The organism is Spirochaeta dissipatitropha (genome assembly GCF_054657935.1).
Map to the genome: position 1 here is coordinate 113,008 of NZ_BAAHXT010000002.1, position 24,239 is coordinate 137,246.

At 46.8% G+C, this 24,239-nt stretch carries 21 protein-coding genes and 1 tRNA gene; 6 read left to right on the top strand and 16 right to left on the bottom strand.

Annotated features, from left to right (window positions below; translation table 11 throughout):
* Positions 1–116 precede the first annotated feature (116 nt).
* The 5 genes from yidD to ACYQ2L_RS02410 all read right to left on the bottom strand — a co-directional run bounded on the left by yidD (position 117) and on the right by ACYQ2L_RS02410 (position 3,898).
* Positions 117–461: a membrane protein insertion efficiency factor YidD gene (gene yidD, locus ACYQ2L_RS02390; RefSeq protein WP_460050663.1), complete on the bottom strand. Its 345-nt coding sequence runs from the start codon at positions 459–461 to the stop codon at positions 117–119.
* Positions 451–1,974, bottom strand: a complete 1,524-nt coding sequence (gene pepD, locus ACYQ2L_RS02395) for a beta-Ala-His dipeptidase (RefSeq protein ID WP_460050665.1) — start codon at positions 1,972–1,974, stop codon at positions 451–453. Before pepD ends, yidD begins: the two co-directional genes overlap by 11 nt.
* 87 nt (positions 1,975–2,061) lie before the next feature.
* Positions 2,062–2,135: transfer RNA gene (locus ACYQ2L_RS02400), tRNA-Arg, on the bottom strand.
* Between the two features lie 34 nt (positions 2,136–2,169).
* A complete protein-coding gene (locus tag ACYQ2L_RS02405) occupies positions 2,170–2,988 on the bottom strand; it encodes an alpha/beta fold hydrolase (protein ID WP_460050667.1) in 819 nt (272 codons plus the stop codon).
* A gap of 181 nt (positions 2,989–3,169) precedes the next feature.
* Positions 3,170–3,898 (bottom strand): beta-ketoacyl-ACP reductase, encoded by a 729-nt coding sequence (locus tag ACYQ2L_RS02410; RefSeq protein WP_460050669.1) that lies wholly within the window; start codon positions 3,896–3,898, stop codon positions 3,170–3,172.
* A gap of 385 nt (positions 3,899–4,283) precedes the next feature.
* Between ACYQ2L_RS02410 and ACYQ2L_RS02415 the strand changes: the two genes are divergently transcribed.
* Genes ACYQ2L_RS02415 through ACYQ2L_RS02425 form a run of 3 tightly spaced genes read left to right on the top strand, consistent with a single transcriptional unit; the run spans position 4,284 to position 7,862 of the window.
* Entirely contained in the window at positions 4,284–5,312 is a 1,029-nt protein-coding gene (locus ACYQ2L_RS02415; RefSeq protein ID WP_460050671.1) for a 3-oxoacyl-ACP synthase III family protein, read from the top strand.
* A 14-nt stretch (positions 5,313–5,326) separates the two neighbouring features.
* Complete coding sequence (locus tag ACYQ2L_RS02420; RefSeq protein ID WP_460050673.1) at positions 5,327–6,637, top strand: acetyl-CoA hydrolase/transferase family protein; 1,311 nt, start codon at positions 5,327–5,329, stop codon at positions 6,635–6,637.
* Positions 6,638–6,653: 16 nt separating this feature from the next.
* Complete coding sequence (locus tag ACYQ2L_RS02425) at positions 6,654–7,862, top strand: acetyl-CoA C-acetyltransferase (protein ID WP_460050675.1); 1,209 nt, start codon at positions 6,654–6,656, stop codon at positions 7,860–7,862.
* A 90-nt stretch (positions 7,863–7,952) separates the two neighbouring features.
* On the opposite strand, the gene ACYQ2L_RS02430 is transcribed toward ACYQ2L_RS02425, so the two are convergent.
* From ACYQ2L_RS02430 to ACYQ2L_RS02460, 7 genes are all read right to left on the bottom strand, one after another.
* Positions 7,953–8,516 (bottom strand): hypothetical protein, encoded by a 564-nt coding sequence (locus ACYQ2L_RS02430; RefSeq protein ID WP_460050677.1) that lies wholly within the window; start codon positions 8,514–8,516, stop codon positions 7,953–7,955.
* Between the two features lie 180 nt (positions 8,517–8,696).
* Positions 8,697–9,719 (bottom strand): branched-chain amino acid ABC transporter permease, encoded by a 1,023-nt coding sequence (locus ACYQ2L_RS02435; RefSeq protein WP_460050679.1) that lies wholly within the window; start codon positions 9,717–9,719, stop codon positions 8,697–8,699.
* A 4-nt stretch (positions 9,720–9,723) separates the two neighbouring features.
* A complete protein-coding gene (locus ACYQ2L_RS02440; RefSeq protein WP_460050681.1) occupies positions 9,724–10,719 on the bottom strand; it encodes a branched-chain amino acid ABC transporter permease in 996 nt (331 codons plus the stop codon).
* 29 nt (positions 10,720–10,748) lie between these two features.
* Positions 10,749–11,453: an ABC transporter ATP-binding protein gene (locus tag ACYQ2L_RS02445; protein ID WP_460050683.1), complete on the bottom strand. Its 705-nt coding sequence runs from the start codon at positions 11,451–11,453 to the stop codon at positions 10,749–10,751.
* A complete protein-coding gene (locus ACYQ2L_RS02450) occupies positions 11,431–12,207 on the bottom strand; it encodes an ABC transporter ATP-binding protein (protein ID WP_460050685.1) in 777 nt (258 codons plus the stop codon). Before ACYQ2L_RS02450 ends, ACYQ2L_RS02445 begins: the two co-directional genes overlap by 23 nt.
* Positions 12,208–12,266: 59 nt before the next feature.
* Entirely contained in the window at positions 12,267–13,478 is a 1,212-nt protein-coding gene (locus tag ACYQ2L_RS02455; RefSeq protein ID WP_460050688.1) for a substrate-binding domain-containing protein, read from the bottom strand.
* 59 nt (positions 13,479–13,537) lie between these two features.
* Entirely contained in the window at positions 13,538–14,539 is a 1,002-nt protein-coding gene (locus tag ACYQ2L_RS02460; protein WP_460050690.1) for a 3-oxoacyl-ACP synthase, read from the bottom strand.
* Positions 14,540–14,770: 231 nt separating this feature from the next.
* On the opposite strand from ACYQ2L_RS02460, the gene ACYQ2L_RS02465 reads away from it, so the two are divergent.
* The 3 genes from ACYQ2L_RS02465 (at position 14,771) to ACYQ2L_RS02475 (ending at position 17,443) form a co-directional block, all read left to right on the top strand.
* Positions 14,771–15,913 (top strand): TetR/AcrR family transcriptional regulator, encoded by a 1,143-nt coding sequence (locus ACYQ2L_RS02465; protein ID WP_460050692.1) that lies wholly within the window; start codon positions 14,771–14,773, stop codon positions 15,911–15,913.
* 98 nt (positions 15,914–16,011) lie between these two features.
* On the top strand, positions 16,012–16,848 hold the full coding sequence (locus ACYQ2L_RS02470; protein WP_460050694.1) for a substrate-binding periplasmic protein: 837 nt from the start codon (positions 16,012–16,014) through the stop codon (positions 16,846–16,848).
* Between the two features lie 37 nt (positions 16,849–16,885).
* The gene (locus ACYQ2L_RS02475; RefSeq protein WP_460050696.1) at positions 16,886–17,443 is read left to right on the top strand and encodes an NUDIX hydrolase; all 558 of its coding nucleotides are present in this window, start codon (positions 16,886–16,888) and stop codon (positions 17,441–17,443) included.
* Between the two features lie 19 nt (positions 17,444–17,462).
* Here ACYQ2L_RS02475 and ACYQ2L_RS02480 read toward each other — a convergent pair whose 3' ends face one another.
* From ACYQ2L_RS02480 to ACYQ2L_RS02495, 4 genes are all read right to left on the bottom strand, one after another.
* Entirely contained in the window at positions 17,463–18,146 is a 684-nt protein-coding gene (locus ACYQ2L_RS02480) for a hypothetical protein (protein WP_460050698.1), read from the bottom strand.
* A gap of 115 nt (positions 18,147–18,261) precedes the next feature.
* Positions 18,262–19,518 carry an Lcl C-terminal domain-containing protein gene (locus tag ACYQ2L_RS02485; RefSeq protein ID WP_460050700.1) on the bottom strand — a complete coding sequence of 419 codons (1,257 nt, stop codon included), beginning with the start codon at positions 19,516–19,518 and terminating at the stop codon, positions 18,262–18,264.
* A gap of 129 nt (positions 19,519–19,647) precedes the next feature.
* Positions 19,648–20,727 carry an NAD(P)-binding domain-containing protein gene (locus ACYQ2L_RS02490; protein WP_460050703.1) on the bottom strand — a complete coding sequence of 360 codons (1,080 nt, stop codon included), beginning with the start codon at positions 20,725–20,727 and terminating at the stop codon, positions 19,648–19,650.
* 73 nt (positions 20,728–20,800) lie between these two features.
* Complete coding sequence (locus tag ACYQ2L_RS02495) at positions 20,801–24,109, bottom strand: response regulator (RefSeq protein ID WP_460050705.1); 3,309 nt, start codon at positions 24,107–24,109, stop codon at positions 20,801–20,803.
* Between the last annotated feature and the right edge of the window lie 130 nt (positions 24,110–24,239).

Below are 24,239 nucleotides of genomic sequence, written 5' to 3' on the forward strand. Positions count from 1 at the left end.
CATATTTAGTGTTGTTTATCGCTGTTGTTGATCTGGTTGCACTATATAACCTGTGAGCTCTGAGGTCAAGGATTGAGAGTAAGTTCTTTTAAAGATTTATGCAGTTTCCTCAGGAATTATTTCTTGAGCTTCTTGTTGTGCAGCCAGCGGTTTGAGTATTCCGAAAAAATCGATTTCCAGTAGAGCGTCTCGGGAACAGGATCCTCACCACCGTGAAACAGACCGCCTGAACAGCGGCCTATCCTGAGGAATGCAATTGCCGTACCTTTCAGTAGTCCGTGCTTCAGGATTGCCTGCATTGCATAGCTTGAGCAACTGGGAGTATAGATACAGCTTGCAGGTAGCCATGGGCTTATTGCAAGCTGATAGAAGCGTATCGGCAGAGTGAAAAGGATACGGAGACCGTGACGCAAAACTGCTATGGGGCCTTCATGTTTTCGCTCCGGAGTGTCACTTTGCATAGGACTCCAGTAAATCCACGGTAAACGTAATGGTCTTTTCAAGGGAGGGGAGGTCAAGGCATTCGTCAGGACTGTGTGGATTTTTTATAGTCGGACCAATACTGATCATTTCCATACCGGGTATTTTTGCTCCGATAACGCCGCATTCCAGTCCAGCATGAATAGTTTCGACAATTGGTTCTTTTCCAAAGCGGGTAACATAGCAATCCTTGGCTCGCTTCAGCAGAGAAGAGTTGAAATCCGGCTCCCAGGGAGGGTAGCTGTTGGGATTTTTAGCCTCTGCCCCCAGAAGCTCGGCTACCGCCCGAATCCGTTCTGTCATAGCATGCAGTGCACCTTCCAGTGAACTGCGCTGGCTGAGCAGAATCGAGGCGGTATCCGCAGCGCAGCGGACGGTTGCCAGATTGCATGATGTTTCAACCAATCCCGGTATCTGACCCGAGAATTTCTCCGGGCCATGGGGTAAGGCCAGAAGTCCACGAATTAGTCGTCTGCTGCTTTCGGCATCTATAGCTGGTCGCGCAGCGTTATCTGCACTCAGTTTCTGGAGATGGGACGCAGCAGTATCAAGCGACTGAATGTTCAGAAACAGACCTGTTTCAGCGGGCATGAATTCCTTGCGCATATCTTCCTGCATGCTTTCCAGCACGGGTTGGATTCTGGGAAGCTCTGATAATGAGTCAATTGAAATCAGGGCAAAGGCATCCCGGGGAATAGCATTGTGTGCATTACCGCCGTGGACTGAATGTAGATCAAAGTTGATATCCTGCTGCTGTAGTTCCCATAGTACGCGGGCTATCATGCGAACAGCATTGGCGCGTATCTCGTGAGCATCGACCCCTGAGTGCCCTCCGAGCATGCCGCCTGCCTGCAGAATAAACAGCCTGGCAGACGATTCTGAATTTGAGGCTGTCTCCTGCACTCGGCTTATTGGAACAGTTATGTTGCTGTCTATACCGCCTGCACAGCCGACAGTTAATACGCCTTCATCTTCACTGTCTATATTGAGCAGAATCTTACCTGATATCAGTGAAGGATCAAGTTCACGGGCTCCGGTAAGGCCTGTTTCTTCCTCAACAGTAATGAGGATTTCCAGAGCCGGACGGGTAATCTCTGTGTCCAGCGCAAAAGCCAGTGCCATCGCAATTGCGATCCCGTTATCAGCACCGAGTGTAGTGCCAGCAGCCCGCAGCCATTCATCCTCGCGAACCAGCGGAATCGGGTCGATATCAAAATTTATGGCCACCTCGGGAAGATTTTCACAGACCATGTCCATATGTCCCTGGAGGACAAGTACTGGAGCTGCTTCACAGCCAGGACTCGCCGGTATATATATACATATATTGCCAAAGGAATCAGTACGGGAAGAAAAACCATTATCATTAGCCCAGGTCTGCAGCCAGGAGCGTATCTTGTCTTCCTTATGGGAAGGGCGGGGGATCTGTGCTAATTCGGAGAAAATCGCAAGCACTGTTTCAGTTCGTTCATTGTAGATTCTGGTATCTGCTGTCATGTGAATATTCTAACAGGAAATCAGTGGATTGAGTATGCTGTCACCATAAAAATGACAGCATAAGTTCTGCTTGCTAATGCAGTTTTTTGCCCCGGAGACGATTCGAACGTCCGACCTATTGCTTAGGAGGCAATTGCTCTATCCTGCTGAGCTACCGGAGCGGGTAGTAAAGATTATCAATTTGCGACTGTCGTGTCAAATGCCCCCTGCGTCTTCAAAACTGTCAGCAATGAATGCCTGTAGGCTTTCGGTAAACAATTCCGGGTTTTCTACTATGACTGAGTGCCCGACATCACTTATTATTTCCAGTTCTGATGATCCAAAGGATCTGGCTGTTTTCTCAGCCATTTCCTCGGTAATAATAATATCCTTCTCTCCATATAAAACCAGCACAGGACCGGTAAACCTGTCTGTCTTTCCGATAACCGAAAAACGTGCCAACGCGCGGGCATTTCCACTGAATGCGATCGGATTCATTTTCATTGCCTGGTCCGCCAGTAGATCAAGAAAATCAGGATCATCCAGAGTCGGGCAGACTGCTGCCAAGCCCTGATGCATGAAGTCGCGGTTAGTCTTGTAGGCCTCTATCGCCGGATAATGCTCCTCGGGTGTAACCAGGCCATCCGGAGCGCAGCTGTCCACCAGGACAAGGGCAGATGCCAGCTCTGGATATCGGCTTGCTATGCTCATCGCTACTCCACCACCCAGAGAGTGCCCCACAATAATCGGCTTCGAGAGCTTCATTTCGAGAATGAAATCTGCCATATAATCAGCATAGGTATCGATGTCTGCACTGTCGATGTGATCAGATTCGCCGAAATTCGGCATGTCTGGTGCAAAGACCCGGCAGCCGGGCTGATGCAGTACTTTTGAGAACCATAGATTGCAGCCGGTATTCCCGTGAATGTAGAGAAGGTCCTTTAGAGCTGATTCTGCCCCGGCTTTTCCATTCTCTGATACATGCAGCAGATATGAAATGTGAACTCCTTTTATCAAGGCAATATGGGGATTCATTGTTTCTCCTTCCTTAGTGATAAGAAAACGGCACCAGACCGGATGCTAACTCTTTCTGCTGAATAAGATTAATGCAGTTTATACTTCATTTCAAATAATTTGAGTTTTTTCAGAAATAATTTCTTCGTGTAGCAATAGTTATGCACTGATATGGCGCCTTTTTCTAACGACTGATAGCCTGTTACACAGTTAAACCTCCATCGACGCGTATAACCTGTCCGGTTATATATGATGAGAGATCACTGGCAAGAAATGCAACCAGGTTTGCTACCTCCTGAGCTTCTCCGAGACGTTTAAGAGGAGTCTTCGCTTTTATTCCTTCAATTACTTTATCCGGAACGGTTTGGATCATCGGAGTATTAATGAACCCTGGTGCGACTGCGTTTGCTCTGACAGCAGCTCCTTTTCGGGCGAACTCCTTGGCCCATGTTTTAGCCATTGCTACTACCCCTGCTTTTGTGGCGGCGTAGTTTGTCTGACCCATATTTCCGTCAAGTCCAACAACAGATGAAATATTTATAATTGATCCTGAACCATGCTCCATCATTCGTGGACCGATTTCTCTGGTCATGAAGAATACACCCTTGAGATTTACATCGATTACCTGCTGCCAGGCTTCATCATCCATTTTGTTGATTACGGCATCTCTAGTAATACCGGCATTATTTATAAGTACATCAATCCTTCCGTGTTTTTGGTATATTTCTTCAACACATTCATGGATACTTTTCGCATCAAGAACATTGACCACCTGTCCGTGCATGTTTTTACCACTCAGCCCCTTGAGTGCTTCCTCGGAAATATCAAGTGCATATACTGCTTCAGCTCCATTGGCTGCAAGTGTATCAGCAATTACTTTGCCGATTCCTCTTCCTCCACCGGTAACGATACAAATTTTTCCCTGAACCATAATTCCTCCTGAATTAAATGAATGAGGTGAATCACCTCTCATGATATATGTAGTATCCTACGGTGAGATTGTGCAGCAGTCAAGCAAAAACATCAATAATATACTCGTCTATTTGGCACAACCTGTGAGTCATGCGAAAACGACACCCGATTGTTTAATAATTCAATTCCAGGTAATTACTTGCCTATATGCAGTTCATCAATTCATAAAATTACATTTTTTTTCTGTAAATCTTTTAAGAAAAATAACTTAGTTGTTTCTGAAGGTGTTTTTCTCTCAGGACTGATGTAGAAATACCAGATTTATTGCTTGCGAATCATAGGAAATGGATTTATACTGGCACTATTATGAGAGATGATTCACTACTTACATTAAAGGGCTGCTTATGGCTCGGATAATCGGAACCGGGTTATATGCACCCGGAGAAGCAATTGATCACCAGGAATTAATGAAACTGGCAAATGTAGAATTTGATGCAGAACGCATAACGGAGAAACTGGGAATTGCCCGAAGGCATATCGCGCACCTGAGAGGTGTTGACGAGACAACAGCAGATTTCGCCGAAAAAGCAGGGCAAGCAGCTCTGGCAAATGCTGTGGAGCGTGAACCAGGCCTGAAAGTGGATGATATTGGACTATTTATTGTCGGGACAGATACACCTGAGTTTATTAGTCCGGCAACAGCAATATTGCTTCAGGGGCGGCTTCAGGGTGCTCAGAAAAATTCGGCAGCTTTTGACATCAATGCTTCCTGCGCCGGGTTCTGTACCGCTCTTGATACTGCGGCAGCTATGCTCGATGCTCACCCGGATATGCAGTACGCAATGGTTGTCGGAGTATACAACATGCCGGCCTTTGTTCGACCTGGTGATGTGTTTGGTTATTCTATTTTTGCGGATGGTGCTGGAGCAGTTATACTGAAAAAGTCCACTGTGAAAGATATAGCCAAAGACAGTGGCTATCTTGCCGGACATTTCCTGGCTGATGGTACCCAGTGGAATTATGTAGGTGTGTATAGTGGCGGTACCAGGCAAGCTGTTACCAGAGAACGACTAGAATCCGGAGAATATGGTCTTCAGCTTCTACAGCGCCTCCCTGGTGATAGAAATGTCAAGCTTTGGCCACCTGTTGTCCATACGATTCTGGCAAAAATCGGTAAAAAAGCCTATGAAGCCGATCATTTTATATTCACCCAGATTAATCTGGATGTCATACGTCAGGTAATGGAAGTGCTTGAACAGCCCATGGAAAAAACTACAACGGTTATGGATCGTTATGGCTATACAGGCAGCGGTTGTATACCCATGGCTTTGCATGAGGCTGTATCAGAAGGCAGGATTAAAGCAGGTGATCTTGTCGTATTGGTCGCATCCGGGGCAGGTCTTGCTGTGGCTGCAAATGTAATCAGATGGTAAAGGGAGGGGGATATATGGCTGACTGGAAAAGAATCTACAATGAAAAACTGATGAGTACTGATGAAGCCGTTCAACAGATTCAGAGCGATTTTGATGTTGTAGTTGCTCAATGTGCATCGGAACCGCAGGGTTGTATGTCGAGATTTCACATTGTCGGTAATCGAGTGCAGAATGTACGGGTTTTTTCAGTGTTGACATTGAATCCATATGATTTTTATATGGATCCATCTATGCATGGACATTTTGAGCTTGCAAGCTGGTTTCATGCTCCTGGTTCACGAAAGGCAATCAAGGAGAATACCGGCACTGTAACATTTGTACCCAATATGCTGCACCGGGCAGCGCTGGATAGAATAGACGCCAGAAAACCGGATATCTTTTTTGGAACCTGCACCCCACCGGATGAAAAAGGCTTTGTATCATTGTCGCTCGGGATTACGTATGAAAAGGACATTATGGAAGCAGCAGACATAGTAGTGCTTGAGGTAAATGAGAATCTTCCCCGTACCTTCGGCGATACTCATGTTTCTGTTAAAGACGTTGATTACTTTGTAGAGCATACACAGGATGTGCCTGCCTTGCCGAGTGTTGTGCCGAATGAAACTGATCGGCAGATCGGACGATACATAGCAGAACTGGTTGATGATGGATCCACTATTCAGCTTGGCATTGGAAATATACCAAACGCAGTAGCCCTGGCACTTGAAGATAAAAAAGATCTTGGAGTTCATACAGAAATGATGGTTGATTCAATGATGCATCTGTATGAAAAAGGCGTTATTACGAACAAGCGGAAATCATTGTACAAGGATAAGTTTATTTGTACTTTTGCAATGGGCAGCCGTGAATTATATGACTGGCTGGATAATAATATGGCCGTTGAATTTCAACGTGGGAAATGGGTTAACGACCCGGCTGTTATTCGTCAGAACAGCAGGATGGTGAGCATCAATACCTGCCTGAGTGTTGACTTTACCGGACAGGTAGCCAGTGAATCCATTGGTCATATACAGTACAGCGGCACCGGTGGACAGACAGATACCGCAGTTGGAGCAAAAGAAGCATACGACGGCCTGGGTAAATCAATTATTGCCTGTCATTCAACTGCAAAAGGTGGAACAGTCAGCACAATAAGGCCCTTTCTGACTGAAGGATCTGCGGTAACTCTGCATCGGGCAAATACTGATCACATTGTTACAGAGTATGGAATTGCATACATGCGTGGGAGGACAGTCCGTGAACGCACTCTGAATCTAATAGCGGTTTCGCATCCGGATTTCAGGGATGAATTACGAAGCGAAGCCAAGCGGATCGGGTACTTATAATAGCAGGAGGATGACAATGAATGGAAGAAAGAGAGTAGCAATTGTAGCTGCTAAACGAACTGCGATTGGTGCATTTCAGGGAATGTTTTCCAGCACTTCAGTTGTAGAATTGGGAACAGCAGCCGCTGTTGCGGTGCTTGAGCAAAGCGGTGTGAAACCAGAGCAGGTAGACGAATGTATTGTAGGGAATATTCTAAGTGCAGGTCAGAAACAGAACATTGCCCGGCAGATCAGTATCAACGCGGGCCTGCCCGAAACAGTTCCTGCCTATACCGTTAACAAGCTCTGCGGCTCTGGATTGAAATCTGTAGCTCTTGGGGTAGGGGCGATTCAACTTGGTGATGCAGACATAGTCCTTGCTGGTGGGTCAGAAAATATGACTATGACTCCCTATGTAATGCCTGCAGCTCGATCTGGTGCACGGCTTGGAAATACGGAATTGATTGATTTGATACTGCAGGACGGTCTGACCGATGCGTTTCATGGATATCACATGGGAATCACAGCCGAGAATCTGGCTGAAAGATGGCAGATCAGTCGCGAACAACAGGATGAGTTCGCGGCAGCAAGTCAGAATAAAGCGGAAGCAGCCATTCAGGTTGGAAAGTTCAAGGCGGAGATAGTCCCCGTTGTGATACCCCAGCGCAAGGAAGATCCAGTGATTGCTGATCAGGATGAATTTCCCAGGTTCGGAGTCACTGCTGAGGCACTTGCAAAACTCCGGCCCGCTTTCAAAAAAGACGGAACAGTTACGGCGGGTAATGCCTCGGGAATTAATGACGGAGCTGCCATGGTAATGCTTGCATCGGAATCAGCTGTAGAAAAGTATGGCCTGAAGGTTATGGCCTGGATTGAATCCTATGGCAGCGCGGCGCTGGACCCTGCCTACATGGGTTATGGTCCGGTTCCCGCAACCAGGCAAGCCCTTGAGCGGGCAGGGTGGAACCTGCAGGATATCGAACTCGCAGAGCTGAATGAAGCTTTTTCTGCCCAGTCCTTGGCTGTATTGAAGGGCTTTGAACAGGAACTTGGTGGCATTTCGCCGGATATTGTAAATGTAAATGGTGGTGCGATTGCTCTCGGCCACCCCATTGGCGCAAGCGGAACCAGAATTCTGGTTACTCTTCTGTATGAAATGCAGCGGCGTGGAGTTCACAAAGGTTTGGCCTCGCTTTGTATAGGTGGTGGTCAGGGAATGAGTGTTCTGTTGAATGTTCCTGAGTGATCACGGAAGGTAGTTTATAAGAAGGGCTGTTGCAACCTTACTGTTTGCAACAGCCCTTCTTTTTTTCATGCAGATTTGTAATTTGTTGAATTACTCAATTGTACCCTGAAAGTTAAGATCCCCTACGCGAGCAGCCATATTGTCTCTGCGCCGCTGGTCATCGTACACAACCATGCCAATCTCGAATTCGCCGGAAAAGGTGTCTCCTTCGGTGAACCCGGTCAGTGTAAATGTGCTGTTGAGTCCAGGATTGAAGAAGTATGTCTGACCGTTCAGTTCCAGTTCCTGGTCACCTAGCATCCGGAAGCGTCCCCGGCGCAGATTATCATCATGTCCAGTGGTTATGATATCTTTTTCCTCAAGTTCTTCATACATGAACAGAGCAAAGGCAAGTTTCCCGTCAAACACCACGCCTATCAGTTGCTCAAGCTCGGTATCGCCCAGGCCATGCTTAACAGTCTTGTTGACAGTTATTTCAACGGGCTCTCCCTCGACCTGTCCAGTCACTGTTCCGCTCACATTACTTGTGCCGGAAAGGTCTATAGAGAATGAACGGTCGGTCGGGACATAGCTGTTTTCGTCATCGTCTCCAAATAGATTTGCACACCCTGCAATAAGCAGAAACGCGAGCCCGACAATAGTGAATATTTTCATAGATACACTCCTCCTGTGTTCGTTACTATATCAAATATATCTTTGATGATCAAATTAATCAACTTTAACAAGACATTTTATGCAATTGAAGTATTTGTGGATTATGGGAGAGCTATAAAAAAAGGGCTGTTGCAACCTTACTGTTTGCAACAGCCCTTCTTATTATCTGAGATCACGAAATCAGGCAGTCTTCTTTCTTTTGTTGAGAAGCTGACGAATGCCGCCCAGTATTCCTGAAGGCATAAATATCACGAGTATTATGTATACCGATCCAACAAATAACATCGGATAGCGAAAAATGGTGAGAGCGGGGAAAGCCCGGTTCATGTCCAGCAGGAAATTCTGAATCCAGGTTACAAAAGCGCTTCCGATAATCGAACCGTATAAGGTTCCTGTGCCTCCAACCAGAGTAATCAGCAAGGCATTCAGGGTATAGGTAATACTCAGATAATCGGTGTTGGCAAAGCGGGCAATTACCGCGAAGACCGTACCGGAAAGACCGGCTGCAACTGAAGATACAATCAGGGCGATGGTCTTGTATCTGATGGTATCATAGCCCAGGAAACGTGTTCGTTGTTCGTTCTCACGGATAGCCATAAGAACTCTACCGGTAGGTGAATGAATGAAGGCACGCAGGATAATAGTCATTATAATCATGAAGACAAATGCGAAATAATACCCTCCCAGTCTTGTGCTGAAAAGCGGCTCAAGTGCGACGCGGGAAAATCTCAAGGGTAATCCGTCCTGACCGCCGGTAACTCCTCGCCATCGTTCAGCGATATTGCGTACAATTTCACCCAGAGCAAGGGTAACCATTGCAGCTGCAACAACACCGCTGGTTTTAAAAACAATTTTGCTCATTATGTAGCCCCCCGCAATGGAGTAGAATACAATAACGGCAGCAGCCATAAGAAAGAACCATAAATCGTTCTGGATATTTAGAAATATAATTCCCATATATACACCGCTTCCGAAGAAAATTGCTTGTCCGAGATTGATAAAGCCGGTGTATCCGCGAAGAATATCGTAACTCATGCCGTATACGGCAAGAATAAATATTCTGCTGAACATAATCAGTTGGGCGTTGCGTAGAAAGTGCGGAATTATCAACATCACGCCAATCAGTGCCAGGAGGGAGAGCAGACCGGGCAGGCTTACTTTAGACTTCCAGTTCAATTGAATCGCTTTTACTTGTTTAATCATTGGATCAATTTCCTTTACTTACAGCCATTCCGAATAATCCGTTTGGTCGGAACATCAACACCAGTGCCATTATCAGGACGTTAGCGACAACGGACAGCCCTGGTACGGTTAGTGCAATTGCTACACCCATTAAACCCAGGAATATGCTGCCGAGAAAGGACCCCATAAAACTACCGAGTCCGCCGATTACAACGACGATAAATGCCAGAATCTGATTATTCATGCCTGCCGTTGAAACGACGTTGCCGACCAGAGGCATATAGAGTGCACCTCCGAGACCCGCCAAAGCTGCGCCAAGAGCAAAAACCAGTGTGAAATACTTGCGTATGTTAATGCCTATTGCCTCAACATTGGCAGGACTCTGCAGTCCAGCCCGGATAATCATTCCGACTTTTGACCTTGTCATGATTCTGTGAATTATGAAGGCAACGCTTGCGCCAACGGCAATAAGGAAAAGATTGTAATGGACAATCCGGGCTCCTCCGAGAACCGAGACCCCATTCAGAAATGGAGGTCGATCGATAGGGAAGGGGTTTGGTCCCCAAATAACGCGTACCAGATCCGTAAATACAACCTGAATTCCCAGAGTAATAAGAATCTGTGCAGGAACCCTGCCATAGACACGGTTTATGAATAGCTTCTCGAACAGCAGGCCCATTACAAATACCACTGCTACAGCTATCAGCAGGGCTGCTATAAATATTGCCAGCTCGATTATAAACGGCAGGCTTGCTCCTTGGGGCAGCTGCACTGCCTGAATACTAAGGATACTGCCGACTCTGCTCATCGGGACAGCCTCAGGAATGAAATGCATGACTACCCGCAGCCGGATTGCGTAGTACGACCAGACATACGAATAGCCACCCCAAAGAAATAGTGTGCCATGAGCAAAGTTGATTACTCCCATCATTCCAAGAATAATCGACAGCCCTGAGGCCATAAGAAATATCAGCGCACCTTGTGCGAGTCCATTTATCAGTAATGTAACCAGTGTACCCATTGTCACTGCCTCCTGAGTGCTAGTTGGCGCTAAATGCCGAGATGTCGTGCCTGCAGCTGGCGATCAGTCTTTAGATCTGAAATGCTGCCTGTTTCAACGGTTTTTCCTTCGTTGATAATGTAGAATCGCTCACCTACGGCGCAGGCTAGAGCGAAGTTCTGTTCGACCAGTAAAACGGTGGTTGTTCTGCTTATTTCCTTGAGTGCTTTGGCCAGGTTTTCGATGATTACCGGCGCAAGACCCTTGCTTGGTTCATCAACCAGCAGGATCCGGTTGTCGTTAATCATGCCTCGGGCAATAGACAGCATCTGCCGCTGACCACCGCTGAGATTCTTTGCATAACGCTTGTATGCAATCTTCAGGTCCGGAAATAAATCGAGCACCCAATCCCTGCGATCTCTGGTCGGGGCATCTTCCTTCCACATTGCGATCCGAAGGTTTTCCTCGACAGTCAGCAGATCAAAGATACCGTAATCCTCAGGGACGTACCCAATACCACGTCTCTGTATACTAAAGGTAGGGACTCCATCAAGCGATTCCCCATCCAGTTCCAGAATTCCGGAGCGCAGATTCATCATACCCATGACAGTTTTCAGAAAAGTTGTCTTCCCGGCACCGTTGCGGCCGAGAATAACTACTGCCTCTCCATTGCCGACCTCAATGCTGACATCGTGCAAAATGGTATATGGGCCAATATAGGAGACAATGTGTTCAGCTTTCAGTAGGGGTTTCATCTATTACTCCTCCTCCCAGATACGCACGTAGCACCTCGGGATTTTGTGACACCTCTGCAGGGTTTCCGTCAGCAAGAACCGATCCGTTTACCAGGATTATGAGGCGGTCAGACAGTTGTTTAACCAGGTCCATCTTGTGTTCAATCAATACCACTGTTGTGCCACGTGTGTGGGTATCTTTCATTATATCTATCATGGTCGGAACTTCTTCAATAGCCATTCCTGCTGTCGGCTCATCAAGAAGTAATACCTCAGGTTCCAGGGCCAGCACCATGCCAAGTTCAAGTTTTCTTTGCTCACCATGTGACAAGCTACTCGCCAGGGCATGTCTTCGATGCGGAAGAAGAACCCTCTCCATGATTTCGTCTGTTTTTTCATTTACTGCAGTATATGTGCTGTGGTTGCGAAAAATCCGGTACCCGACTTTCTCAAAGGATTGGGCTGCTAATCGAATGTTTTCGTGAACGGTCAGCATAGGAAATACATTCGTCAGTTGAAAAGATCTCCCCATACCTGCCTGCACGCGTTGAATCGCGTTGTAGTTTGTTATTTCTTTTTCCCGAAAAAAAATCCTGCCTGTTGTAGGCTGGAGCATTCCGCTTAATAGATTAAAATAGGTGGTTTTTCCCGCACCATTCGGTCCGAGAATCGTGGTGAATTTTGATTCCTCGATTTCGAGAGAAACATTGTTGACAGCTTTCAATGCTCCGAAGCTGATTCCAAGATTCTCTGTTCGTAGAATTATTTCCGGCATAAACCTGTTCCTTGTAAAAAACGGCCCCGTATCGGGGCCGCAAGCAGTAATCCTGTAGTTTAGCGTGGATGTACGGTCTGGATAGGATCTGCAACATCCTCCCTGGGAATAACCCGAACCAGTTCCGGTACGATGTGATCGATCCCGTCCTTGCGGGTGAAGGTAATCTCGAACAATGACTGCTGTGCCTGATGATCTTCACTTCTGAAGTAGCGTGGCCCGGTTGGACTGTCGAATTCCATGCCTCTGAGTGTTTCAATCAGTGTCTCCGCATCTGCGTCACCGTTTGTTGCTTCCAGGGCAGTTACAATGGCAATCGCCGCTGCCATACCGCCGGAAACGAAAATATCAGGAGCCGCCCCATGGCGTTCAAGATGTTTCTCGACCAACCAGTTGTTGACTGCATTCTGGGCTACACTGTGATAATAAACCGTAAAACCGGGGTTTCCTTCCAGTTCCATCATGGTCCGAAGAGCTGCGATTTCCGGTGCACCGGTAGAAACAGGCACCTGGTCAAACAAGCCTAATTCCGACATCTGTCTCCATGGGTTGTTGGCTCCAGCCCAGATTACAAATACATAGTCAGGATTGCTGTTCAGAATTCTGGTTATGTACGGAGTGAAGTCAGTGGCATCAGCAGGAGGGAATTCCTGGGTTGCAATTGCTCCTCCGTTTGCTTCCAGTGCAGCGACAAAAGGTTCAGCATACGCTCGTCCGAACGCAGAGTCAGGGGCGAATACCGCAACCCGTGCACCTGGAATGTTGTGTGTAATTATTGCAGCCATTGCGTTTGAGTCCTGTGCTGTATTACGTCCACTTCGGAACACGTAGCGGTTACTTACTGCACTGGTTAAAAAGTCAGCAGCTGCTGGCTCAATCATAAACACACGCTCATATTCTTCTGCAAGACCCAGAATCGCAAATGCATCAGCGCTTGATGCTGGCCCTACCAGTATATCAATTTCGTCTTCGTCGAGTAGTTTGATTGCCCGCTCGCGTGCGACTTCAGGCACCGTGGTTGTGTCTTCCCAAATCACCCTGATTGGTCGGCCGGCTACCTCATTGGTACCGTTTGTAGCATATTCCAGACCGAGTTCGAAGCCTCTCTGCATCTGTTGGCCATAATCCATCAAAGCGCCGCTCAGTGAGGTTAGTCCTCCGATAAGAATCTCATCAGCCGCGGCTTGTTCCTGGCCACCGCCACCAAATGCCAGTGCGGGTACCAAAAGAATCATAAGCAGAATGCTTATGCCTGATACTGTTTTTTTCATGCTGTCCTCCTGTTTTTTACCGGATTAACCGCCCTCGGATTATCCGGATGTTTCCTGTTTTATCCCCAACGGATAACCGTTGAAGCCCATACAAAGCCCAATCCGGCACCTACCAGTACTGCAAGATCACCATCTTTCAAACGTCCATTTTGCAGGCCTAGTTCCAGTGAAAGAATCTGATCGTTCTGACCGATATGTCCGTACTCATTCAAATATGTAGTCTGTTCATGGCTTAGTCCCAGTTCATCAAGGATCATGTCATGTGCCGACTTCTTGAAATGCAGAATAGCAAGGTAATCAATGTCATTCTGAGAATAACCGCTGTCAGCCAGACTCTCCCGGATAACAGCGAAAAAATTCGGCAGGGTTCGCTCACCCAGCTTCTTTTTGAACTGATCACTGTCCCGAACCATGAAGTGGTAGTCATCAAGCTGATCAGGTTTTGGCGGCCAGGCTTCCGTTCCCATAACCGGCACAAAGCAGTCCATTGCAAACGATCCGTCACCTTTGAAGCTGCTTTCCAGAACCAGGTTTTTCGGAAAATCCTTGCGTAGTACAACTGCTGCTCCGCCAGCTCCAAGATCAAGCATGAAGCGAGTCTCGGGAACCGAAAGATCAATTAGATCCCCGTTGCGGTAGCCACTGAGCAGCAGGACCGTATTTACTTTCGGCTTGGCAAGCATGAGAGATTTGGCTGTATCGATGCCGGCCATCATGGATCCACACATCGCTTCCATGTCGAAACTCCATGCATTGACGGCGCCAAGTTCATGAGCTGCCGCCAGTCCAGCCAGCCAGCAGGGGTAATCTTTATGCTGCGCACCATTCCAGATTACCAGGTCAATATCCTTCGGATTGATGTCCGCCTGCCTGATTGCCTTACGTGCAGCCTTTATAGCCATTGAGCTGGTGGTGTCATCAGGACCAGGTATAGGTTTTTGGAGAACTCCGAATTTATCCCTGATCACCTCAACAGGAATCTCTGTTCTGTCAGCAATTTCTTCCGCTGTCATGCGTGTTTCTGGAATGTAGGTACCAAGACCCATTATGCCAATATTCATATGCACATCGCTCCGCTCATCAAGTCAGTGAATGGTGAATCAACTCTCATTAATGATCATATTGTGAATCGGTTTTCTGCAGCAGTCAAGTAAAAATTGCACTGATATCGCATAATAAGACAGGTGGATCGCCTTTACAGCCTGAATTTATCAATGTATGATCAAATATATGATACGTGTGAATCGTTTCTCATTTTATATGGGATGAACGCGGCCGCCAAGGAGCATTGTATGGCCAGAGAAGAACAGAGAAAAGCTACCCGGGAGCGATTGATTCAATCAGCTGTACATTTGTTGAGCCGAAAATGGCTCAGTGAGGTCTCCGTTGCTGATATATGCCGGACAGCGGGAATGTCCAATGGAGTATACTATCGCTATTTTTCATCCAAGGAAGAAATTTTTCTTGATATTCTTGAGCGCTATTTCGATGTATTATCCCAGGCGCTTGTCCCTCTCCAGGATTTGAGAGGGCAGGAGGGAATAAAAACGCTCTGCAAAATTGTTTATGAGCTGACAGATCACCATCAGGATCTGACTCTGATTTTCCGTGAAGGACAGTATCGATACTACGATTATGAACGCCGCATCAATCAACTGTATGAGCACATAATCACCGCAATTCTCGAACGCAACCCATCGACCGGTGAGTTGATATTCATTATGGCAGGCATTCGATTTACCGCATTCAGACGGACATATCATGGCTTGTCTGCTGATCCGGTTGAAGTTGCCGCGCTACTCTGGAAGGGCATTTTTCCATGTGTAGATCCTGACTGGAACCGGGTGTTGGGCATAGAAGTTAAACCTCTGCCTTTGAAGCTCGAGCGGCCCACGCCTGATAAACTGGTGCAGGCCGGTAAAGAACTGCTCGGTAAGACCGGCTATCACGATATGAATATTTACCGCCTGACAAATTCTGCAGGCTTCGGAGTGGGAACTTTTTATAATTATTTTCAGAGCAAGGAACAGTTTATGGAGGTTGTCATCAGCACAATCAGCCATCAGATCAGGCAGTTCATCAGCAGTAATCTGAGTACTGGATTGAACCGTCTGGAAATCGAACTACAGGGTATGGTGCTTTTTGCATTTTACATCAGCAATGTGGATCCAAGCTGTTATAATATAGTACGCGAAGCTGAGTTTGTGACTCCGGATGCCGTCCGCGCCTATTACGATGATTTTGCCAAGGGCTATTCCAGACAGCAGGCATCATTTCGCAATGATGATCCCTGGCTCGCAGGGAATGTCCTTATCGGCCTCAGTCATTATTTTGGACTGGCAGTACTGCATGATCCGTCTGGATATCAGGAGGCTGCCAGGAAAATCCTCAAGGAGATAAGCCGGCTTCTGTGTCAGGGTTTGCATACAGATTAATAGGTTTTCAGGTCAGGCAGCAGTTAGCTCCGACAATAGTGCGGCATGCTGTGATGAAGTGCGGAAATAAGCTGAAGAATGTAGTATATTTTCTGTATATGCATATCCAGAAAATCAGTGTATTGCTGTCAGTAGTTTATATACTTGCGCTTCCCATAGCGCTATACGCTTCTCCGGAAAAACAAGTGTTCAGATTCGCATATGAGAATGTCGAAAATTATCCGGCTTTTGTTGGAGATGGTGAGACTATACCCGATGAAAATCCCGGGGTGTATGTAGAGATTCTGAGAGAAGTCGCGGATCGTCTGGCAATTGAACTGGAACTTGTCCGCATGCCCTGGCAGCGTTGTCTGCTTGAAATTGAACGTGGGCAGGTCGATGCAATCAACAGTTCAGTGAGAGAAGAACGACGGCAGATCGGTGTATTCCCTGCAACGGATCAAGGACTGATTGATCAGTCACGGCACATTACCCGCGATGCCTATCATCTTTATAAACCCCCTCAATCGACTATCTATTGGGATAATTCGCAGCAGGAGTTCCGTGGAATTCCTGCTGAATTGCCAATCGGGACCCCAATGGGTTATTCCATCGGCAATCAGCTGAGAGAGATAGGGGCACACATAATTGAGAATCCTGGTGGTGTGCCTGCCCTTGTGAGCATGCTCAACGCTGGTCGTATCGCTGGTTTGGTGAGTCATGAGCGCCCTACCGATTATTTCCTGGAATTAAATCCTGATCTTCAGATGATTCTGTACAAGACCAATCCTCCCCTGAGAGAAGATTACTATCATATTCTTATGAGCCATCAGTTTTACTCCGGTCATACAGAGCTTGCTGAGAGAATCTGGGATACGATCGCTCTGGTACGTGAGGAGATGCTGGAAAATCTGTACCAGAAATATGAGCAATTAAGAGAGAGCTCGGCTCGCTGAATGTACACTACAGCTGGATGTTGGTATACTCGCCGCTATGTCACAATTATCCACCGACATGCCGCTGTTGAGAACAAGCATGGAATCCGGACTTACGATGGATTGTCTGAAGCGCAAAAAAATAGTGCAGCGGCTCGCGTGCCGGGCTATTGTACGCCGACAGGACAGCATCCTTCTCCTGTATACCCAACGTTATCATGATTACAGTCTGCCTGGCGGGGGACTTGAACCAAATGAAGATCCCGTTCAGGGCCTCATACGTGAACTTGAGGAAGAGACTGGAGCACAAGGAATCCGGAATATTCAACCATTTGGAAAATACGAGGAATACCGTCCCTGGTACAAGCCGGAAAACAGCATTCTTCACATGATTTCCTGGTGTTACACCCTGGATGCTGATTTCGATCTTGGTGAATCCCGAATGGAGCACTATGAAGTCCAGAATGGAATGGAGCCGCGCTGGGTTTGCTTATCCGAGGCAATCAGACATAATGAGGAAACCATCAAAAATAGCCCGCATAAGGGACAGTCGATCGAACGGGAGACCTATATATTGTCACTCCTGCATAACCAGGACGCTCAGCAGGCGATTTAGAATCGGATTTCAAGATGACCTATGAAAGACTCTCAAGTTCACCTGTTTTGCGCACCGGATGATCAGGAATTGACAGAAACAGCACTGCGTAGGTTTCCCCATTCTTTGATATCACCTGAAAGTTACCGGTGGAAATTCCGAGGTTTCTCAGCATCATCATGGTCATTACCAGGCCCAGCCCCGCGCCTTCAGTAAAGTCTTCACTTCGCTCGAGAATCTCCGGGAGATTATTTGCTTCGCGGGCAAGCTGGATTTTCTGCTGAATTCTGTCGCTTTCTTCTCTGGTCATCTCGGAATTATTGCGAACGGCAATCTTCAGACTCTTTCCGCTACGCTTGAACTGGAATTTAACATACAGTCCTTGTTCTTCCTGCAGCCTGACGAGCCGGTCTATATCTTCGATCATATCTTCCTTGAATGACCGCATGCCAATATGATACTCACCAGGATTATGTATATCCATATCCCGGTCAGAGAAATATACCCGCTTGGTATTCGCTTTCTTGGCATTGCCTGCCAGCTCATGAATGCAGTAGGCCAGTTTATCCTGCAGTTCAGGCCGTCCGATTTCCTCCAGATACAAGCCCAGAACATAATCGATATACCCCCGTTCCTCCGCCATGTAACGGTAGGTAACGATGCTCAGCAGTTTCTCCTCCCGAATCGCAGTCTGCACCCTGTCCCGATTCACCGTTGTGTCCATATTTTACCTCACCGTACCTGATTATAATGAGTTTACGGCAAAAAATGCAAATTTCATCGGGATTTTATTTAAAATGTATAACTTTCATGGGTTAGTTAATAAATTGGAGCTATGTCTAATTAAAATTCTCTTCAATTATCGATTGGCTTGCTTCTCTGACCGCCCATACGTTGCGTGCTGTGCTTCCGGATCTGTCCTGTCCATACAACTGTCCACTCTGGAAGAAGTATACTCTTGCCTTGTCATCATTTACCGTGAGTTGATCACGTCGTGCAATGGTGCTGGTCCAGTATAAACTACTCAGGCTTCCAGTAATTCCACCGGTGGTCGAATATGGGGCTGCCGTACCAAAATCTATTAGTGTCTCAAATTCCAGTAGTGTTGGAATACGCCAGTCTCCAGCTTGACTGTTGTCGGACAAACCATGGTGACCACTCTGCAAGTCTGCTGCAATCGAAAATATATCTGCCCAGTTTGATTCTGTTCCCAAAGATGTAGTTTTGGGCCAGATAAGGCCTGTTCCAAGATCAAGAAAAGTACCGTCTTCCAAGTCAATAAATCTCGGGTCAGGCCAAGCTACACCTGCCTGAATGGAACCGTCTTCATCTGGATGAAGTTCATATCCAATGATAGGACCTGCTCCTGTTCGAGGAATTCGGACAGGATAATCCATATTACTTTCTCCACGTACAGCTATTACCCACATTTCGACATCAGTTTTATTCCTGCTCTGTATGTCTCCTGACCATAAATTTACCTGTAATGCTGTATTTGTGGCAGAAGGCCTGGTAGTACTGCTCCAGAAAAATGCCGTTGCATTTTGAAACGGATGACCTAGACTGAGCGCTGGGCTAGAGCGCGAATGGTCGACTAAACTTCGCAATTCATTTCTGTTGGGCATTCTCCAGTCGCCGGATTGACTTCCATCATTTAATCCGAATTCACCGTCCTCCAGTAATGCTATGGCATCTATCCCGACTTTCCATTGCATCTGCTCTCCAAAAATTTGCATGTTTCTTACCCATATCAATCCGGTAGCATTATCAGTGATCGTTCCATCATTATTGTTTGTAAATCGAGGTGAGGGAAGTTCAACGCCAATGGCTAAATCTGCATCATCACCTTCAGCGTAGGATGTAATCTGACCACTATTTGCAGCGGGGAAGGGGATTACAATTCCACTTTCACCACCATTCCCATCACCGCTCTCCCCACCATTACTATCTGCACTATTGCCGCCACCACCACCACCTCCTCCTACCACGAAGCTGTCTTCACTGGTCTCGGAGTCGATCGGTGAGCGGCAGCTGGTAAGGGCTAATAAAAAAATTACCATCAAGAAAATTGGAGTTGGTCGTGTGAAACGTATCATACAGCCTCCCGGGTATTTGGTAATTCAAATATAACTTCATAAATGGCAGAAAACTATATTGATGAGTAAATTTATGGGGTATGAGCGTGTTTGATAGCGATCTACATCTTGATGCAGGCATCAGTCTCGTTATTCAATATCCTTGCTACTCAGGCTGTAGTCCCGGACGGAAATATTGCCGGTTCGGATCTGTGCATCAGGCAGAATATGCTTCACAATCTTCTCGGCATGTACATGACTGGTGGTTATAAAGGTACGGTACACATTCTGATCTCCTGCGGCAGCGGTGCCAGCAACGTAGACCCCTGGCACATTTGTTTCCATTGTTTCCGGGTTCAGCAGCGGCATCAGCTCCGTCCCACTGCGTTCGATATCGAGCTGATCGAGTAAGTCGTGGTCAGGGGAAAAACCGGTGCATAACAAGACGAAATCCGGAGACAGCTGCAGCCTTCCGGATGCAGGCCACTTGTCGTCTCCTCCTTCCTCTCGGGAGGCTACTTCAAGTTCGACTTCTGTTCTGCTGATTTTACGCAACTCGGTTTCAGGATAGAATTTAATCTGTCCACGGGATATCAAGAGTTCGATTTCCAGAAACAGGCGTGAAATGACGCGGTCTTTTATGATTTCCTTTCGACGGTAACTGATGCTTACCCGGGCCCCGGCCCGCCAGCAGCGCAAGGCGGCTTCCATTGCAGAATTCCGGCCTCCGACTATCAGTAAGTCCTTCTGGAAATAGCGGTGCGGATCTGTGAAATAATGGCTGACATGAGGGAGATCCTCACCCTCGATTCCCAGCATGCGCGGCTTTGCCATATCTCCACCAGCGAAAATGATCTTTCCTGCCTTCAGTTCCTCACGGCCTTTCAAATCCTCCACCAGCAGTACAAAATGATCACTCTCGCGTGCAATCGAGACTACCTTACAATAAGTTTCAATTTCCAGATCCAGAATTTCTACTACAGAACGAAGGTATGCCAGGTACTGTTCCCCGGTGATCAGCTCTTGATTAACAGTCTGAATAGGGATTCCGGCAATCGCGATCCATTCCGGACTGCTGAAAAACTGGGTGTTTCTTGGCCACCAGCTGATCGTGTTTCCGATCTGGCCTGCCTCAAAATGCCGGTAGCTGATACCGTTTGCTTTCAGATTTGCCGCTATTTCGATTCCTATCGGACCTGCTCCAATAACTACAGCTTCAATATATGACATATACCATATACTGAGGTATCAATCATATATTCGCAAGAGAAAAGTTTAAAAAAAGGGGAGCTTGTAAAAAGCTTCAAGTAGAGTCCGGCTCATGAAAATCGGCGCCGAGCAGACGTGCGATTTCTGATTTGAGTTCATCAGCTTCTACCGGTTTGCTGATGAATCCATTCATTCCTGCTTCAATGCATTGCTGCCGTTCTTCACGGGATGCTCCGGCTGTTAATGCTATAACTGCGACATGTCTGCGTGAACCGCTCTCTATATCCCTGATAGTGCGGACCGCTTCGTTCCCATCTACTTCAGGCATCTGTACATCCATCAGAATCAGATCAGGCATGTGTTTCCTGAACAGGTCAACGGCCTCTTTACCGTTTACAGCTTTGAGTATTTTTGTATCGGGCAGCAGTTTGGCCAGCAGTGCGCTTACCAGACGCATATTGATTCTGGAGTCTTCGGCTATCAGAACTTTCAGCTGCTTACCGGAAGAGCGGGAAGAGCCGGAATCCGGCAGAGAAGCCTCCCTTGATTCGCCGATAGGATTGAAATCGGGACTGCTGTCGTGAACGAGCTGTACTTTGCTTATTACCTGCAGTAGTTTTCCTGCATTTACCGGCTTGCTTATTCTATAAAGTATACCAAGCTGTTTGCATCTGTCATGAAGTTCTGAATCCTCTGTGGAAGAATGCATGAGCACAAATGGAATCTCTCTGGTGTTTCTGCCTGCCTTAAGCAGGATTTTCTGGAACACCTCGGTTCCATTCAATTCAGGCATACGCTGATCACAGAGAATCATATCGAAATTACTGTCCTGTTCGAGTATGGAAAGCACCTGTGGTCCATTGCTGTAGCAACTATGTTCTATATTCCATCCCTCCAGAATTCTGCAGGTAATCTGCCGGCTGCCGGTATTGTCATCTACCACCAGAACTCGTTTCAGCCAGTTGGTCTTCGGAAAATCGTCGTGGCTCCTCTCGAACGGTAGATCCAGACTGAAATAGAAGTTTGTACCCTGACCTTCCAGACTTGTCATACTGATTTTACCATTCATGGCTTTAATGATCCTGTCAGAAATTATGAGTCCCAAACCTGTTCCTCCGAACCGGCGGGTTGTGGAACTGTCGCCCTGGGAAAATGCCTTGAACAGCTTATCCTGTTGTTCCAATGGAATTCCGATACCGGTGTCGCGAACCTGGAAATTGAATTTTCCGATTGTGTCATCTCCGGGAACAAAATCGAGCCGAAGTTCGATTTCTCCAGCTGCAGTGAATTTGACAGCATTGCTCATAAGGTTAGAGAGCACCTGTTTAAGGCGCACCGAGTCGACATATATATGACGAGGCGCTCTGCTGTCCAGGCTTAATAGAACTTCTATGTTTTTCTGGTCAGCTGTGAATTTGACTAAATCGCTCACCTGTTCAAGCAGTTCAGGCAGATCCGTTTTTACAGACTCCAATTCAAGCATACCTGCTTCAATTTTGGAAAAATCAAGAATATCGTTGACCACTTCCAGAAGGGCATGACCTGAGGTGTGAACATCCTTGACAAATTGACGCTGAACAGGATCGAGATTCGTTGACTGCAGTAAGTCGGTGAAGCCGATTATTCCATTCAGGGGAGTGCGGATTTCATGACTCATGTTAGCAAGAAATTCGGTTTTGGCCTTGCTTGCGGCTTCTGCCGCTTCTTTGGCGTCTTTTAGTTCACGGACGGTTTCCCGGTGTTCTGACACCAGAGAAATTCGATCAGCATATGCACGAATAAGGTTTTCTTCATATAGATCGATGAAGGGCAGCTCCTCTGTATATGTAACTGAAAGAAATCCCGCCTGTCGCCCCATAATCATGACGGGTGCAGACAGGATTTCACGGTGCTCAGGAACCTGGTATCCGGAAATATTGCTGAAATGTTTACCATTGATGGTTAGTGATGCGTAGACTTTATCGACAAACTGCATACTGCCGGGAATGATGCTGGAAACCAGTTCAGAAAAAACCTCGTCCATACAGTCAGTTTCCTCTGTAAGGGTAATAAAGGCATTGAGGCCGTTGAGTTCTTTAACTCGTTCCCTCAGACTGTACTCACTGTTCTTCAACGCCCCTTCGGTGGCTACCCGAATACTGATATCTGTCAGCACACAGTCGATACTCGCGGCTTCTCCACGCTCGTCATGAACTTTTCTGCAGCGAGCATATATCCAGCGAATGAAGCCGTCTGTGTGAACTATACGGAATTCCAGATCCACATAAGCCTGATCCAATACCGTTTTTTGTGACTGTCTGACAGCCTCTCTGTCATCTGGATGAATCCTGGTGAACAGCTGTCTGGGATTTTCCAGAAAACTCTCTGCTGGAAGACCGAAAAGATTCATCGCTGAGGGGCTGATAAACAGGATAGTATCTGTATCGGGGCAGGAGAAGGAAATAATTACGTCCTGCATGTTATTCAGTATTCTTTCCAGCTGCTGTACATTTTGCTTGTTTTCATTTTCGCTCTGCAAGCGGTTCAGCATCATGCCTGTCATATCAGCAAGGGTCTCAGCTGCACTCTGGTGCTGTAGATGTCTGCCCTTTCTGAAGAGCAGAGTGAAATCTCCGAGAACTGCAGCATTTTCTTCGGCTGTCTTGATTACTGCAGTATCGCCAATATGAAACATGGTCTCTACTACCTGCACAATCCGGGAAGGAATTACACCATTGATCATATCTCTCAGTCTCGGAAAGATTGTGGTCTTGTGGTTTTGTATTCTACTTTCTTTGTCGATGTCGCGGTCCCATTGCCGTCCTGTCAGTGGAAAACCGATCAGTTCAGCTGCTTGCTCGATATTCTTCTTAATACCGGATATCGCAACAGTTGTGAAGCTTTCGCTGTCATGACGTATATTGAGGGCCGCGTAATCTGAGCCGGTCAGGAGCCTCATCTGATGTGCTATATACTTGTAATCGATTGAGGCAGCTGTATAACCACTGATTTTTGTAGCAGTTTGACTGATTATCTGCTCTGCAGTGATATCGGTACAGATCAGTAAATATTCATGGTCCAGCAAGTGGTAGGCTTGACCACTGTAGAGTTTTCTCGTATGTAAGCTATAAAACTCCTTCGGGCAGTCCTTTCCATTGACCGCTGCATCTAAACATTCGAGCATCCAGCTGGAGCAGCTATTGCTGTCGGAACCATGCAGCTGGATTACTGTATGTCCCAGAGCTTCAGACAAGCTTATGTCCGCGAGCTCTTCAAAATAGCGGCTTAAATGCAGGTATTCCGCATCAGAAACCCGATTGACCTGGGTCGAGATAACACGCAGTCGAGTGTAGGCAATGTCTGAATCTCTCTGTGGGCAACCACTTGAGGTTTCATCTCTTGAATCGTGTGTATTCTGGTTCATGGCTCTCATTTATTGTACGCGATTATACTGTTGCTTTCCATTCATTCTTATTACTCCAGAGGAAATTGCAAAATTACTTGCAATTTCCTCTGGTCAATTTGCTTTTCATATCCCGTTTACTTGATTCATG